The sequence below is a fragment of the uncultured Albimonas sp. genome, from assembly GCF_963977235.1.
GTDB lineage: Bacteria > Pseudomonadota > Alphaproteobacteria > Rhodobacterales > Rhodobacteraceae > Albimonas.
Genome location: NZ_CAXBOD010000058.1, coordinates 14,308 through 29,600 on the forward strand (window position 1 = coordinate 14,308; position 15,293 = coordinate 29,600).

Annotated in this window: 13 protein-coding genes; 4 read left to right on the plus strand and 9 right to left on the minus strand. The window is 72.7% G+C overall.

From position 1 onward, the window contains the following. Window positions 1-6: 6 nt before the first annotated feature. On the minus strand, window positions 7-978 hold the full coding sequence (locus AAC134_RS19545) for a LysR family transcriptional regulator (RefSeq protein WP_339950809.1): 972 nt from the start codon (window positions 976-978) through the stop codon (window positions 7-9). Window positions 979-1,096: 118 nt separating this feature from the next. Here AAC134_RS19545 and AAC134_RS19550 point away from each other — a divergent pair, with 118 nt between their 5' ends. After that, window positions 1,097-1,564, plus strand: coding sequence for a DUF3237 domain-containing protein (locus AAC134_RS19550; RefSeq protein ID WP_339950810.1), 468 nt, complete (start codon window positions 1,097-1,099; stop codon window positions 1,562-1,564). 70 nt (window positions 1,565-1,634) lie between these two features. Here AAC134_RS19550 and AAC134_RS19555 read toward each other — a convergent pair whose 3' ends face one another. After that, window positions 1,635-3,158: an AMP-binding protein gene (locus AAC134_RS19555; RefSeq protein WP_339950811.1), complete on the minus strand. Its 1,524-nt coding sequence runs from the start codon at window positions 3,156-3,158 to the stop codon at window positions 1,635-1,637. Between the two features lie 168 nt (window positions 3,159-3,326). Between AAC134_RS19555 and AAC134_RS19560 the strand changes: the two genes are divergently transcribed. Continuing rightward, on the plus strand, window positions 3,327-4,517 hold the full coding sequence (locus tag AAC134_RS19560) for an iron-containing alcohol dehydrogenase (RefSeq protein WP_339950812.1): 1,191 nt from the start codon (window positions 3,327-3,329) through the stop codon (window positions 4,515-4,517). 80 nt (window positions 4,518-4,597) lie between these two features. On the opposite strand, the gene AAC134_RS19565 is transcribed toward AAC134_RS19560, so the two are convergent. Further along, window positions 4,598-5,437, minus strand: coding sequence for an SDR family NAD(P)-dependent oxidoreductase (locus AAC134_RS19565; RefSeq protein ID WP_339950813.1), 840 nt, complete (start codon window positions 5,435-5,437; stop codon window positions 4,598-4,600). A gap of 77 nt (window positions 5,438-5,514) precedes the next feature. Here AAC134_RS19565 and AAC134_RS19570 point away from each other — a divergent pair, with 77 nt between their 5' ends. Continuing rightward, window positions 5,515-6,780, plus strand: a complete 1,266-nt coding sequence (locus AAC134_RS19570; protein ID WP_339950814.1) for a TetR/AcrR family transcriptional regulator — start codon at window positions 5,515-5,517, stop codon at window positions 6,778-6,780. A 10-nt stretch (window positions 6,781-6,790) separates the two neighbouring features. On the opposite strand, the gene AAC134_RS19575 is transcribed toward AAC134_RS19570, so the two are convergent. After that, window positions 6,791-8,314 carry an NAD(P)/FAD-dependent oxidoreductase gene (locus AAC134_RS19575; RefSeq protein ID WP_339950815.1) on the minus strand — a complete coding sequence of 508 codons (1,524 nt, stop codon included), beginning with the start codon at window positions 8,312-8,314 and terminating at the stop codon, window positions 6,791-6,793. Between the two features lie 168 nt (window positions 8,315-8,482). Between AAC134_RS19575 and AAC134_RS19580 the strand changes: the two genes are divergently transcribed. Further along, entirely contained in the window at window positions 8,483-9,385 is a 903-nt protein-coding gene (locus AAC134_RS19580; RefSeq protein WP_339950816.1) for an alpha/beta hydrolase, read from the plus strand. Between the two features lie 37 nt (window positions 9,386-9,422). Here AAC134_RS19580 and AAC134_RS19585 read toward each other — a convergent pair whose 3' ends face one another. From AAC134_RS19585 to AAC134_RS19605, 5 genes are read right to left on the minus strand one after another with little or no spacing between them, the layout of a single operon-like run. After that, complete coding sequence (locus AAC134_RS19585; protein WP_339950817.1) at window positions 9,423-10,418, minus strand: ABC transporter ATP-binding protein; 996 nt, start codon at window positions 10,416-10,418, stop codon at window positions 9,423-9,425. Next, window positions 10,415-11,392 carry an ABC transporter ATP-binding protein gene (locus AAC134_RS19590; RefSeq protein ID WP_339950818.1) on the minus strand — a complete coding sequence of 326 codons (978 nt, stop codon included), beginning with the start codon at window positions 11,390-11,392 and terminating at the stop codon, window positions 10,415-10,417. The genes AAC134_RS19585 and AAC134_RS19590 overlap by 4 nt, the downstream gene beginning before the upstream one ends. Next, window positions 11,389-12,285, minus strand: a complete 897-nt coding sequence (locus AAC134_RS19595; RefSeq protein WP_339950819.1) for an ABC transporter permease — start codon at window positions 12,283-12,285, stop codon at window positions 11,389-11,391. The genes AAC134_RS19590 and AAC134_RS19595 overlap by 4 nt, the downstream gene beginning before the upstream one ends. After that, window positions 12,278-13,243, minus strand: coding sequence for an ABC transporter permease (locus tag AAC134_RS19600; protein WP_339950820.1), 966 nt, complete (start codon window positions 13,241-13,243; stop codon window positions 12,278-12,280). Before AAC134_RS19600 ends, AAC134_RS19595 begins: the two co-directional genes overlap by 8 nt. 23 nt (window positions 13,244-13,266) lie before the next feature. Then, on the minus strand, window positions 13,267-14,811 hold the full coding sequence (locus AAC134_RS19605; RefSeq protein ID WP_339950821.1) for an ABC transporter substrate-binding protein: 1,545 nt from the start codon (window positions 14,809-14,811) through the stop codon (window positions 13,267-13,269). Window positions 14,812-15,293: the final 482 nt, after the last annotated feature.

Genomic DNA, 15,293 nt, shown 5'->3' on the forward strand with positions numbered 1-15,293 from the left:
GCTGGGCTAGCGATGCATTGTGACGTCCGGGGGCGCGGACTTCAAATCGCCTGTCTCTATGGTTTGATCGGCCCCGTCGATCAGCCCGGCCGCAACCGTCTCCGCCGCGCGCATCAGACCTTCGACCAGCAGCGGCAGCGGCTCGCGGTCGAGCGTCGCGAGCCCCACCGGGCGCGAGACCGCAGGCGCGGTCAGCGGGATCGCGCGCAGGCCCTCGCCGGCCTCGGGCGAAGCGCCCAGCAGGTCGCCGAACCGCTCGGGCAGCGCGGCGCAGAAGCCGCCCGTGCGCACCAGCGCGCAGAGCGCGATCATCGAGTTGCTCTCGACCTCCGGCACGGGGGCGGCGCCGGCCTCGGCGAAGGCCGCGTCGATGATCCGGCGGTTGCGCATGTCGGGCGTCAGCGCGCACAGCGGCTGCGCGGCCGCCTCCGCCCAGCCGATCGAGGCGCGCCCGGCCAGCCGATGATCCTGCGCCACGAACAGGCGGTAGCGCTCGGCGTAGAGGGGGCGGGTGAGGAACGGCGCGGCGGCTTCGTCGAGGTAGGTCAGGCCCGCGTCGATCTCGAACGCCTCCAGCGCCCGGGCGATGCGGGCGGAGGCCTGCGAGAGGATCTGGAACCGCACCTTCGGCCAGCGCGCGCGCAGGGCGCCGACCAGAGGGGCCACGACCGGCAGGGCCGAGGGGATCACCCCCAGCGTCAGCCGCCCCTCGGGGCCGCCGTCGCCCACGGCGAGGTCGTCGCGCAGCCCGTCCCAGTCCTCGACGATGCGCCGGGCCCAGCGCAGCACCCGCTCCCCCTCCGGGGTCAGTCCGTGGAAGCGCTGCCCGCGGGAGACGAGCGGCGCGCCCAGCTCCTCCTCCAGCTGGCGGATGCGGGCCGAGAGAGTGGGTTGGGTGACCGCGCAGGCCTCCGCGGCGCGGGAGAAGTGCCGCTCGCGCGCCAGCGCGATCAGGTAGCGCAGCTGTCGGATGTCCATGGCCCGCCTTTCGCCTTGCCCCCGCAACCTAGGGCCCCCGCTGCCCGCGCGCCACGCCGGCTTGACCCGTCTGCGCGCCGGGCCGAGGCTGCGCCGTCCCCAGCCCCGGAGCCTCCCAATGTCCTTCTCCCCGACCGCGCCCCGCCTCCTGCCCTGCTGGGAGGCGCATGTCGACATCGCCCCCACGCAGGATCACGGAGCGGGGCCGGACGGCCATCGCTTTGTGGTCCCGATCCTGGGAGGCCGGTTCGAGGGCCGCCTGGCGCCCGAGAGCGACGCCCCCAGCCCCTTCGCCGGCGAGATCCTGCCCGGCGGCTTCGACCTCCAGCGTCTGCGCCCCGACGGCCGCAAGGAACTGGAGGCGATCTATCACATGCGCACCCGCGAGGGCGTGGCGATCGAGGTCCGCAACCGCGTGCTGATCGACTACGCCCCCGACGGGAGCCTGGATTACGCCCGCTCCTGCATCAGCGTCTTCGCGCCCGCGGGGCCCTGCGACTGGCTCAACGCGCGGGTTTTTGTGGGCACGCTGCAGGTGGTTCGCCCGCAGGGGCAGGTGCTGATCCGATCGTTCCTGGTGGCGTGAGGCCCGTAGGGCGCATTTCAATGCGCCGCGACGTTCGGGGGGCTGGCCGCGCGGCGCATCGAAATGCGCCCTACGGGGCGGAGCGGTCGCGAAGCTCGGTCTTGAGGACCTTTCCGTAGGCGTTCTTGGGCAGGTCGTCGAGGAAGCGCCAGTGTTTGGGACGCTTGAAGGCCGCCATGCGGGCGCGGCACCAGGCCTCGAGGGGCTCGGGGGCGCAGGGGCGGCCGGGGTGAGGAACGACGAAGGCCAGCACGTCCTCGCCCCATTCGGCGTTCGGCACGCCGATCACCGAGACCTCGGCCACGTCGGGATGGGCGAGCAGGACCTCCTCGACCTCGCGCGGGTAGATGTTGGTTCCCCCGGAGATGATCACGTCCTTGGAGCGGTCGGTCAGCGTCAGGAACCCCTCGGCGTCCAGCCGCCCGATGTCGCCGGTGCGCAGCCAGCCGCCGGCCAGCGTCTCGGCGGTGGCCTCGGGGCGGTTCCAGTAGCCTTTCATCACCGTCGCGCCGCGCACCAGGATCTCGCCGGGCGCGTCGACGGGGGCGTCCTGCAGGGCCGCGTCCACCACGCGGACCTCGACGCAGCCGTGCGCGTAGCCGACCGAGCCGCGCCGCGCGGCCGCCCGCGGATGGGCGCGGTCGGCGACCATGTCGCGGGGCAGAACGGTGATGGTCATCGGGCTCTCGCCCTGGCCGTAGATCTGCACGAAGCGGGGGCCGAGCAGGTCGACCGCCTCGTCGAGGTCGGCGAGGTACATCGGCCCGCCGCCGTAGATCACCGTGCGCACCCCCTCGCCCCGCCAGCCGGAGCTGCGGGCGTGGGTCACCAGACGGCGGATCATGGTGGGGGCGGCGAAGAACACCAGCTCGCCCAGCGAGGCGGCCAGCGCCTCGATCTCGGCCGGATCGAAGCCGCGGCCGGGCGGGATCACGTGGCAGGCGCCGACCCGCATGAACTGGAAATTGTAGAGCCCCGCCCCGTGGGACATCGGGGCCGCGTAAAGGGGATGGTCGCCCGGCAGCGCCGGGTCCACGTCCAGCGCGTAGGTCGTGGCCATCGCCCGCAGGTTGGCGTGGGTCAGCATCACCCCCTTGGGCCGGCCCGTGGTGCCCGAGGTGTAGAACAGCCAGGCGAGATCGTCGCCCGCCGCCTCGCGCGGGGGGGCCGGCGCGTCCTGCGGTCCCGGCGCGACGGCCTCGGCGAATTCGGCGGAGCGCAGGCCGATTTCTCGGCACTCGGCGGGCCACTCGGGCAGGGCCGAGAGGTCGCCGCTCTCGGTCACCGCGACGCGGGCGCCCGAGTCGGCGACGATCCAGGCGGCCTCGACCGGGTGCAGCTTGCCGTTGACGGGCACGATCGCCGCGCCGATCCACAGCGCGGCGTGCATCACCGCGAGATAGTCGGGGTCGTTCTTCGCAAACAGCGCCACCCGGTCCCCCGGCCCGACGCCGCTCGCCGCGAACGCCCGCGCCAGCGCCCGCGTGCGGGCGGCGTAATCGCCATAGGTCGCGTGCAGCGCGTCGCCGAACCTCACCGCCGGCGCCTGCGGGCGCAGCAGGGAAGTCTGGTGCAGCCAGAGGGCGATGTTCATCGATGGGTCCCCTCTCGTGTCGTCCCGCGCCGGAGCGCCGCTCGTCCCCGTCTTAACCCGGCCGCGGGGGCGCGCGCGATACCCGCCGGCCGCGTCGATGGTTCTCGCCAGCCGGCGCCCGGCGCCGCATGCTGGGGGCAATCACAAACGCCAGGGAGGATCAGGATCATGACATCGACGCCCGACGACCCGCAGGGACCGATCCGCGGCAAGCTCGACCTCGCCCCGCAGGAGCGGGTGGTCTTCGGCCGCCCCGCCGCCGAGGCGCTGCTCGAGGAGCTTTCCAGCGCCGGGCTGAAACGCGCCTTCGTGACCTCCACCCGCTCGCTGGCGCGGGCCGAGGGCGGGCCGCTGGCGCGGATCCTCGACGGGCTGGGGACGGCCTGCGTGGGCGTCTTCGACACGATCTCGGCCCACTCGCCCGAGGCGGAAGTGGTCGAGGCCGCCAACGCCGCCCGCGCGGCGGGGGCGGACGTGCTGGTGGCGGTCGGGGGCGGCTCGGTCATCGATTCGACCAAGGCGGTGCAGATCTGCCTCGAGGAAGGTGTCGACTCCGTCGAGGGTCTGCGCGCCCAAGCCGAGCGCTGGAAACCCTCCAGCGACCTGCGCCCGAAGGGCGTCATCCGGGCGATCTCGGTCTCGACCACGCTGTCGGCGGCGGAGTTCACCGGCATGGCCGGCATCTCCAACCCCGAGGCCGGCGTGAAGCACGGCTTCGCCAAGCCGGCGCTGATCCCGCGGGTGGCGATCCTGGACCCGGCCGCGAGCGACGCGACGCCGCTCGACCTGCTGGTCTCGACCGGGATGCGGGCGATGGACCATGCCTGCGAGGCGTTCTGCTCGCCCACCGCCAACCCGATGACCGACCTCTATGCGCTGGGCGCCGCGCACCGGCTGTCGCGCGCCCTTCCCGCGATCCTCGAGCACCCCGAGGATCTGCTGGCCCGCCAGGACGCTCAGTTCGGCATGTGGCAGGCGATCCTGGCGCTGATGGGGGGCGCGGGCTCGGGCGCGAGCCATGGCATCGGCTATGCGCTGGGGGCGGGGTTCGGCGTGCCCCACGGGGTGACGTCCTGCGTGATGCTGCCCGCGGTGATGCGCTGGAACGCGGTCGAGAACGGGGATCGCCAGCGCGCGCTGGCCGCCGCGCTGGGCGATCCGGGCCGGCCGGCCGGCGACCTGCTGGCCGAACTGGTGCAGGGGCTGGGCGTGCCCGGAACCCTGCGCGCGGCGGGACTGACCGAGGCCGACCTGCCCACGCTGGCCGAGAAGGCGATGGGCTACGGTCCGGTGAAGCGCAACCCTCGGCGGATCGACGGGCCCGAGCAGGTGCGCGAGATCCTGGCGCTGGCCTTCTGAGGGGCCTGCGGGGAGCGCGCCCCGCCCGGGACGCGCGCCCCCTGAAGGCTGGCCAGACGCGGCCGCGCCCGGCCCGGGCCCTATTCGGCCGCCCTGGCCTCTCCGCCCCGCGCCGCCGAGAAGGCCCGCGCGCCGGAATAGGGATGCGAGGACGACAGCCCCCCGTCGACCACCAGCGCATGCCCATTGACGTAGCTCGACAGCGGCGAGGCGAGGTAGAGCGCAGCCGTCGCGATCTCGTCGGGCACGCCGCCGCGCTTGAGCGGGTTGCTCATCCCGATCGGCACCTCGGTCCCCATCGCCTTGGCGTAGTCGTAGATCGGGCGGGTCATTTCGGTCTCGATCAGGCCGGGGCAGATGCAGTTCACCCGCACGCCCGTGCCCGCGAAGGCCTGCGCCGCGGTCTGCGCCAGGTTCACCACCCCCGCCTTCGAGGCGGAATAGGCCGCGGGCCCCGCGTTGGCCCGGATCCCCGCCACCGAGGCGGTCATGATGATCGACCCGCCGCCGCGCGCCGCCATCCGCGGCCCCGCGTGACGGATCGCGAGATACGGCCCGATCAGGTTCACCCGCAGCACCTCGGCCCAGACCTCGGGGGCGGCGTCGAGGAACTCGCGCACGCCGCCCGTGATCCCGGCGTTGGCGAAGACCACGTCGAGGCCGCCGAACTCGGCCTCCGCGGCCTCCATCGCGGCGGCGACGTCAGGCTCGGCCCCCGCGTCCATCGTCCGGGCCGAGGCCCGGCCGCCGGCGCTGCGGATCTCGTCGGCCACCGCCTCGACCCCTTCGGCCTTGTCGCAGCAGACCACCGCCGCGCCCGCCTGCGCGAACATCAGCGCCGAGGCCCGCCCGATCCCCGAGGCCGCCCCGGTGACCACCGCCACCCGTCCCGCAAGGTCGATCGCTTCGACTGGTTTCATGATCTCTCCTCCCACTTGCCTGCGACGGTTCGGCTCGCCGATGGACGGCGCCCCCGCGCTGTTGCTATTTCAGGAACATGACCCTGGACACGCCCCAGATCGCCGATCCCTCCGACCGCTGGCGCGCCAAGCGCGAGCGGATCCTGGATGCGGCGGACGAGCTGATCTCGTCCCGCGGCCTGAAGGGCCTGACCTTCGGCGCCGTGGGCGAGGCCGTCGGCCTCAACACGACATCGATCACCTACTATTTCAAGCGCAAGGAGCAGCTGGCGGCCGCCGCCCTCGACCGCGCCGTGCGCCGGCTCGACGCCATGGCCGAGGCCGCCGGCGCCGCCCCCGATCCCCGCGCCCGCGTCGCCGCCTTCATCGCCGACCGCCTGACGCAGGAGCGCCGGATCCGCGCGGGCGAGGATCGCCACATCGCGATCCTCTCCGAGATCCGGGCCCTGGACGATCCCCTGCGGGCCGAGCTGATCGACCGCTACAAGGCGATGCGCATCCGGGTGGCGGGGTTCTTCGCGACCGGTCCGGCCGCGTCGCCCCGCCCCGCCCCGCCGCGCGACATCGCCTGCGCGCAGGTGCTGCTGGACGTCACCCACTGGATGCGCGCCTGGCTGCACCACTACCGCACCGAGGATTTCGACCGGGTGCGCGACCGCATGGTCGACCTGCTGGCGGGCGGGCTCGCCGCGCCGGGCGGCGCCTGGGCGCCGCGGCCGCTGGAGATCGACCCGCCCGAGAAGAGCGGCCCCTCCGGCGAGCCCGGCCCCGAGGCGTTCCTGCGCGCGGCCACCGTGCTGGTGAACGTGCGCGGCTACCGCGGCGCCTCCGTCGAGCGGATCGCGGCGCGGCTCAACGTCTCTAAGGGCAGTTTCTACCATCACCTCGAGGGCAAGGACGACCTGGTGATGAACTGCTTCGCGCGCAGCTACGACCGCGTGGCCCGCGCCCAGACCCTGGCGATGGCCCAGCCCGGAACCGGGTGGGAGCGGCTGGCCGACTGCGTGGGCGGGCTGCTCGACCGCCAGTTCGAGGCCGAGTTCCCGCTGCTGCGCATCACCGCCCTGCACGCCCTGCCGCTGGACCTGCGCGTCCAGGCGCTGCGCGGCGCCGACCGGATGGCGCGGCGCTATGCGGGGATGATCTCGGACGGGATCGCCGACGGCTCGGTGCGGCCGGTGGATCCGCTGATCGCCTCGCAGTGCCTGGCGGTGATGATCAACGGCGCCTACGACGTGCACGCCTGGGCGCAGGAGCTGCCGATGACGCGCGCCGAGGCGATCGCGCTCTACGCCTCGGTGCTGGGTTTCGGGATGTTCGGGCCGCAGGGGGCGGCGGGCTGAGGCCACGCCTTCACTCGGCCGCCAGCCGCGCCGGCGCCTCCGCCCGCTGCGCCGGGGGCAGGACCACCGGCGCGTCCGAGAAATCGAGCGCGCCGTCGTCGATCCGCCCGCGCTTGAGCGTCTTGCGGTCCCACAGGTAGTCCTGCTCGTGGATCCAGGGGAAGGCGGCGCCGTGGCGGGGCAGCAGGTGGGCGGTGCGCAGCACGTAGCCCGAGGTGAACTTCAGCGCCGCCCCGGTCTTCGCGAACGCCTCCGCTCCCGCGCGCGGGGTGACCTGCGTCAGGCGCCGACGCTCCATATGGGTCAGCAGGCGACAGGCGTATTCGGCCACCAGATCCACCTTCAACGTCCACGAGGCGTTGGTGTAGCCTTTGAAATACACCAGGTTGGGCACGTTGGAATACATGAAGCCCTTGAAGATCAGCAGCTTGGCGGGGTCGATCGGCTGGTCGTCGACCTCGAGCGCCATGCCCCCCATGAAGGTCAGGTTCAGGCCGGTGGCGGTGACGATCACGTCGGCCTCGATCTCGGTCCCATCCTCCATCCGCAAGCCCGAAGGCGTGAAGCGGTCGATCTTCCCGGTGACGATCGAGCATTTGCCGGCCTTGAGCGACTCGAAGAAATCGTCGTCTGGCACGGCGCAGATCCGCTGCTGGCCGGGCCAGTAGTCGGGCACGAAGTGGCGCCGCCAGTCGACCGCGTCGCCCAGGGCCCTGGCCACGCCCCCCACCAGCAGCCGCTTGGCCCCCGGCAGGTCCCTGGCAAAGCGCCTGCGCCGCAGCCGCCCCGCCAGGATCGTGCGCCAGCGGGTCGCGGCGTAGGCCAGCCGGTCGGGCAGCCAGCGGCGCAGCCCGTTGGCGAAGGCGTCCTCGCCGGGGCGCGAGACCACGTAGGTCGGCGAGCGCTGCACCTGCGTGACATGCGCCGCCGTCTCGGCCAGCGCCGGGCTCAGCGTCACCGCCGTGGCGCCCGAGCCGATCACGATCACCCGCTTGCCGGTCACGTCGAGGTCCTCGGGCCAGAACTGGGGGTGGACCAGCCGGCCCCGGTACGCGTCGCAGCCCGCCCACTCCGGCAGATGGCCCGCGTGGTGGTCGTAGTAGCCGGTGCAGCCGAACAGGAAGCGGGCGGTGAGGGTCTTCTCCTCGCCCTTCTCCACCACCTCCAGCCGCCACCGCTTCTGCGCCGAGGACCAGGAGGCGCGCCGGACCGAAGTCTCGAACCGGATGGCGGGGAGGAGGCCGTTCTCCTCCGCCGTCTCCCGCACGTAGGACAGGATCGAGGGGCCGTCGGCGATCGCCTTGGCGTCGGTCCAGGGTTTGAACGCGTAGCCCATGGTGTGCATGTCGCTGTCCGAGCGGATGCCCGGATAGCGAAAAAGGTCCCATGTGCCGCCCAGTCTGGGCTTTTCCTCGAGGATCGCGAAGCGGTCGCCGGGCCGCTTCACCTTCAGCCAGCGCGCCGCCCCGATGCCCGAGAGCCCCGCGCCCACGATGATCACGTCGAGGTCCGCCTGCGTCCGTTCCTGGACCATGTCCACCATACCGCTATTTCGAATCCGTTTCGCCTCTTATACAGGTCCCCCGACGTCCGGCGAAAGCCGCTTCTGCCCGCGCCGTCGCAGAATCCGGGGGAAAGGTATTTTCACCCGGGCAAAAATATGGAATACCCGCCCGCGCCGCCGCCCGACAAGGAGAGCCCCATGCCCCAGACCACCGCCAACGGCATCCGCCTGACCTACGAGATCCATGGCCCCGAGGACGGCGAGCCCCTGCTGCTGATCTGCGGCCTCGGGATGCAGATGATCCGCTGGCCCGAGGGGTTCCTCGACACGCTGACCGCCCGCGGCTTCCGGGTGATCGCCATGGACAACCGCGACGTCGGCCTAAGCCAGTGGTTCGACGAGGCCGGCGTCCCCGACCTGCAGGCCATCGCGGCCGAGCGCCAGGCCGGCCGCTGGCCCGAGGCGCCCTATTACCTCTCGGACATGGCCGCCGACTGCGCCGGCCTGCTCGACGCGCTGGGGATCGAGGCGGCCCACATCATGGGCATGTCGATGGGCGGCATGATCGCCCAGCTGGTCGCCTGCGATCACCGGGCGAAGGCGCTGTCCCTGACCTCGATCATGTCCACCACCTCCGAGCCCGGCCTGCCCCCCGGCACGCCCGCGGCGCTGGAGGCGCTCTCGAAGCCCCGTCCGCACCCCGACGACGACCTCGAGACGTTCCTCGCGCTGTCGGTCGCGGCCTCGCGGGCCATCGGCTCGCCGGCCTATCCCGCGCCCGAGGACGAGATCCACGCCCGCGCGCTGGCCGACGCCCGCCGCGCCTGGCGCCCGCAGGGGTTCGCGCGGCAGTACGCGGCGATCATGGCCTCGCCCGGGCGGGCGGCGAAGCTGGCCGCGCTCGACCTGCCGGCGACGGTGATCCACGGCGTGCAGGATCCGCTGGTCCGATTCGAGGGCGGCAAGGCCACGGCCGAGGCGATCCCCGGCTGCGAGCTGGTGGCCATCGACGGCATGGGTCACGACCTGCCCGCGGAGCTCTACGAGCGCATCGCCGAGGCCATCGCCGCCGTCGCCTCCCGCGCCAGGGCGGCCGCCTGAGGCGCGGCGCATTGAAATGGGCCCTACGGCGACGGCGTCAGTCCAGCGGGAAATGGCAGGCGACGCCGTGGCCGGGGGCGCGGGCGTGGACGGGCGGCGCCTCGGCCGCGCACAGGGCCTGCGCCCGGGGGCAGCGGGTGCGGAAGCGGCAGCCCGAGGGCGGGTCGATGGGCGAGGGGGGATCGCCCTCGACCATCGGCAGCGGCTCGGGCATCGCGTCGGGGTCCGGGCGCGGCGCGGCCGAGAGCAGCACGCGCGTGTAGGGATGGGCCGGATCGCGGTAGAGCGCCTCGGCCCCCGCCTCCTCGCACAGCTTGCCCAGGTGCATCACCGCCACCCGGTCGGAGACGTTCTTGACCACCGCCAGGTCGTGGCTGATGAACAGCATGGTCAGCCCGAACCGCGCCTTGAGATCCGCGAGCAGGGTCAGGATCTGCGCCTGGATCGAGACGTCGAGCGCGCTGACCGGCTCGTCGCAGACCAGCAGGTCCGGGCGCAGCGCCAGCGCGCGGGCGATGGAGATGCGCTGGCACTGGCCGCCCGAGAACTCGTGCGGGCGCCGATCCATGGCGTGGCGGGGGTCGAGGCCGACCAGCTCCAGCATTTCCTCCACGGTCTCGCGGCGGGTCCGCGCGTCGCCCTCGCCGGCGATCTCCAGCGGGGCGGAGACGATCTCGGCCACCGTGCGGCGGGGGTTCAGGCTGGCGATGGGATCCTGGAAGATCATCTGGAAGCGCCGCCGCGCCCGGCGCAGCGCCCCGCCCGAGAGGGCCGTCAGCTCCTGCCCGTCCAGCCGCACCGAGCCCCGCGTCGGCCGCGGCAACTGCAGGATCGCGCGGGCGGCCGAGGACTTTCCGCAGCCGCTCTCGCCCACCAGGCCCAGGGTCTCGCCCTTCGCGATGCTCAGGTCGAGGTCGCTGACGGCGTGAACCCGTCGTCCCCCGCGCAGGGGATGCTCGACGCTCAGGCCGCGGATCTCGAGGAAACCCTCGGTGGCGGGGCGCGCGGCGCGGGTTTCGGTCAGGGCGTTCATTCGGCGGCCTCCATCGCGGGATGCCAGCAGGCGAAGCGGGCGGGGCCCTCGCCCTCCAGCGGCGGCGCCTGGCGGCGGCAGAGGTCGGAGGCCAGCGCGCAGCGGGGCGCGAAGGCGCAGCCGGCGGGCGGGTTCACCAGGTCGGGCGGCCGCCCGCCGATCGCCTCCAGCCGCCGGCCCGGGGCGTCCTCGATCCGCGGGATCGAGGCGAGCAGGCCGCGGGTGTAGGGCATGGTCGGCGCGGCGAAGAGCGTGCGGGTCGGGGCCTGCTCGACCACCCTTCCGGCGTACATCACCGCCACCTCGTCGGCGCGCCCGGCGACCACGCCCAGGTCGTGGGTGATCAGGATCATCGCCATCCCCCGCTCGCGCGACTGGCGCTGCAGCAGGTCGAGGATGCCGTGCTGCACGGTGACGTCAAGGGCGGTCGTCGGCTCGTCGGCGATCAGCAGCCGCGGGTCGCAGGCCAGCGCGATGGCGATGGCGACCCGCTGGCGCATCCCCCCCGAAAGCTGGTGGGGATGCTGGTCGACCCGCGTCGCGGGCTGCGGCAGGCCGACGGCGGCCAGCAGCTCGACCGAGCGGTCGCGGGCCTGGCGTCGGCCCATGCCGAGATGCAGGCGCAGGCTCTCGCCGATCTGGTCGCCCAGCGTCATCACCGGGTTCAGCGCGGTCATCGGATCCTGGAAGACCATCGCCATCTCGCGCCCGCGCAGGCGGCGCAGGTCCCGCTCGGCCATCGCGCGCAGGTCGCGGCCGCCGAGGCGCACCTGCATCTCGGCCCCGGTGCGGGCGCTGCGCGGCAACAGGCCCATGATCGCGCGCGAGAGCACGGACTTGCCCGAACCGCTCTCGCCCACGATGCCCAGCACCCGCCCCTCGTCCACGCTCAGCGACACCCCGTCGACCGCAGTCAGCAGGCCGCGGCCGGTGGGGAAGGCGACCTCGGCGCGCTCGACCTCCAGCAGGCTCATATCGCGGCCTCCCGGGTGTCGGCGAAGCGGCGGCGGATCACGTCGCCGGCGAGGTTGAAGCTCAGCACCGTGACGAACATCACCGCGGTGGGGATCAGGCTGATCCAGGAGCTGTCCTCGATATGCTCGCGCCCCTCGGCGATCATGCCGCCCCAGGAGGGGGTCGGGGCCTTCACCGAGAGGCCCAGGAACGACAGCGCCCCCTCGATCACGATGGCGATGGGGATGTCGATCATCACGAAGGCCATCAGCGGCCAGATGATGTTGGGCAGGATCTCGCGCGCCAGGATGCGGGTGTCCGAGGCGCCCATGGCGCGGGCGGCCAGCACGAATTCGCGGTTGGCGTAGGTCAGGGTCTGGGCGCGGGTGATGCGGGCGGCGGCGGGGATGAACAGCAGCCCCAGCGACAGGCAGACCATCGACAGCGAGCCGCCGAACACCGCCGAGAACAGCAGCAGGACCGCCAGCCCCGGGATCGCCAGCCAGGCGTCGATCAGGATGCCGATGGCCTCGTCCACCCAGCCGCGGAAATAGCCTGCCGCCATGCCGAGCGCGAGGCCGATGCCCACGCCGATGGCCGGCGCGGCGAAGCCCACGGTCAGCGACACCCGCGCCCCGTGGATCACGCGGGAAAGGATGTCGCGCCCCAGCACGTCGGTGCCCAGCACGTGGCCCTCGGCGCCCGGGGGGACCTGGATCGCCATCCAGTCGATCTCGTCGGGCGGGGCGAGGCCGAGCCACGACGCGGCGAGGGCGGCGGCGATCAGGACGGCCAGCCAGGCCGCGGGGATCCAGAACATCGGCCCCAGGCGTCGGCGACGGCGATGGGCGGCGATGGCGGCCGCGTGGCGGTCCTCGGCCCCCACGGGCATCGGGGCGGCGACGTCAGCCATGGGCGCCCGCCTTTCCGCCGAGGCTGCGGACACGGGGGTCCAGCCGCGCATAGGCGAGGTCGGTGCAGAAGTTGGCCAGCACATAGGCGAGCGCAAAGAAGGTCACGCATCCCTGGATCATCATGAAGTCCCTGGAGAAGACCGAGGTCACCAGCAGCCGCCCGACGCCGGGGATGCCGAAGATCTGCTCGATGATGATCGAGCCGCCCATCAGCCGCCCGACCTGAAGCCCCAGCAGCGTGATCATCGAGAAGGACGAGGGCCGGAGCGCGTGCGCCACCAGGATGCGCCGGTCGCTCATCCCCTTGGCGCGGGCCAGCGCGATGTAGTTCTCCTGAAGCACCCCGATCATTTCGGCGCGCAGGGTGCGCATCAGCGCGGTCCACTCGACCAGCGCCAGGCTCAGCGCGGGCAGGATCATCGGGACCAGGTTGGCGCGCAGCCCCGCGGACAGCGGCTCGTAGCCCGTGGCCGGCAGCCAGCCCAGCGTCAGCGAGAACAGCAGGATCAGCAGCACCGCGGTCATGAAGGACGGCATCGAGACCGAGCCGAAGGCCAGGAACCCGATGATCCGGTCCGCCCGCCCGTCCGGCGCCCGGGCGCAGAGCAGCGCCGCCGGGATCGCCAGCGACACCGCGATGATCTGCGCCAGGACCATCAGCTCCAGCGAGGCGGGAACCCGCTGGGCGATGGCGTCCCAGACCCGCTCGCCGGTCCGCCAAGACTGTCCCCAGTCTCCGGTGACGATGCCCGAAACCCAGTCCAGGTAGCGGACGGCGAGCGGGCGATCCAGGCCGATCTCGGCCCGGATCTCGGCCACTTCCTGCGGGCTCGCGTCGGCGCCGGCGATGTCGAGCGCCACGTCGCCGGGCAGGGCCGCCACCAGCAGGAAGGTGATCAGGGTGACGACGGCCAGCACCACGGCCAGCCGTCCGACCCGGCGCAGCAGCGCAGGCATCGCTCAGCCCTCCGGTCGCGCGCTCATTCCTCGACCCAGGCGCGGGTCACGTCGACCGCGCCCCGGTAGGGCGGCGGCACGCCCTTCACCCGCTGGGTGGTGAAGGCGTGGAACGAGCCTCCGCCCCAGTAGAGCATGGCGGCCTGGTCGTTGAGCTCGGCCACAATCGCGCACTGCAGCTCGAAGCGCTCGTCGATGTCGCTGGCGGTGCGCATCCGCTCCGCCAGGTCGTCGAGCTCGGGGGAGCTGTAGCCGGTGAGGTTGTAGGAGCTGTCGGAGCGCGCCAGCGCATAGAGCTGCGGGCCCACGTCGGCCGCGTCCGCGATGCGCCAGCCCACGATGTCGAAGTCCCGGCCGAAGGCGCGCTGCACCAGCGTGCCCTGGTCGACGGGGATCAGCTCGACCTCGATGCCCACGGCCTTGGTCATCTGCTGCATCAGCTCGCCGATCTCGCGGCCGCGCGGCGTGGCGGTGTGCACCATGCGCAGCTTGATCGGCTTGCCGTAGTCCTCGACCAGCGCCTTGGCCGCGGCGGGGTCGTAGCCGCGCAGCTTGGCCTCGCCGCAGTCGTGGCTGTCGCCCATGGGGCTCGCGGCCACCGGCTTGGTGTTCTGCCAGATGATCTTGACGGCGGCGGGCTGGTTGAAGGCGTGGGCGACCGCCTGGCGCACCCGCGCGTCGTCGAGCGGCGCGTTGCGGGCGTTGAGCAGCAGGATCTCGGCGCCCGCGCCCTCGGTGTGCAGGGAGACGATCTCGGGGTCCTTCTGGGCGTTGACGATGGTCTGGCCGCGGTCGGTCCAGATCACGTCGACCTCGCCCGACTTCAGCGAGGCGAAGCGGGTCTGGGTGTCGGGCAGGATGCGGAACACGACCTCGTCGAGGTTGATCTCGTCCTTGGCCCAGTAGTCCTCGAACCGCTTGACCACGATGCGGTCGCCGCCGAGCCAGGAGACGAACTCGAACGGGCCGGTGCCGACGGGATGGCGGTTCTGCTCGCCGGCCTCGACGTTGGCGCGCGCCGGGATCGGGCCCGACATCGAGGTCGCGGCCAGGTAGGGCAGGAAGGCCCCCCAGGGGTGGGCCAGCGTGAAGCGCACCGTGTAGCGATCCAGCGCCTCGGCCCCCTGGATCACCGAGATGAAGGAGCGCGAGCGCGATTTCATCTCCGGATCGAGGATGCGGTTGTAGTGGGCGGCGACGTCCTCGGCGGTGAACTCGGAGCCGTCGTGGAACTTGACGCCCTCGCGCAGCTTGAAGGTGTATTCGGTGAGGTCCGCGTTCGCCTCCCACGAGGTGGCGAGCAGGGGTTTCACCTCCTTGGCGTCGGGATCGTAGTCGAGCAGCGGCTCCTGGATCGTGCGCATCACGATCTCGCCGGTCTGGCCCAGCACGCCGCCCTCGACGGTGTCGAAGCCGCGGATGTCGGTCTCGAGCCCCACGGTGATCGAGCCGCCGTTCTCCTGCGCCGGCAGCGGGGAGGGAGCGGCGGCCAGCATCGCCGCGCCGGCGGCGAGGGCGAGGCCGCCGAGCGCCCGCCGGCTGAGGCGCAGGGCCTGGCGTGGGCGCATGGCGGGACGAGTCCCGGACGAGCGGGTCAGCGGCATCTGGCGATCCTCCCTTGCGTCCGGTCTGGCGGACGCCTGTTGTTCAGCGCTTCGCTCTTGAGGCGAATGAGGGATGATCGCGCGCAACCGGGCCTTTGTGAATACCCTGTTTTCGAAAAATCGCATTCCGACGCCTGCCGAAGGTCGGGACCGCGCACACGGGAAACGCCGCCCTCTCCATGATCCGGAATATTCACAATACTATCAGTATGTTGATCGCATCGTATCGGCTTTCGGGAGCTCCTGCGACCGTTGCGTCGCGCACATACCCGCGCCTCTAACGACTGGCTGAGCCGGGGGGTGGGGGCGCCGCTTGCGCCCTGGCGCCGGCGCCGGGGGGGGCCGCCCGGCGCGGCTGTCGGAGGCGCCGCGTCCGGCGTGGCGCCGGCGCAGGCGTCGGGCCCGCGGCGCGCGGCAGGCGCGTCGCCTCTGGCCCCTGCGGCGGG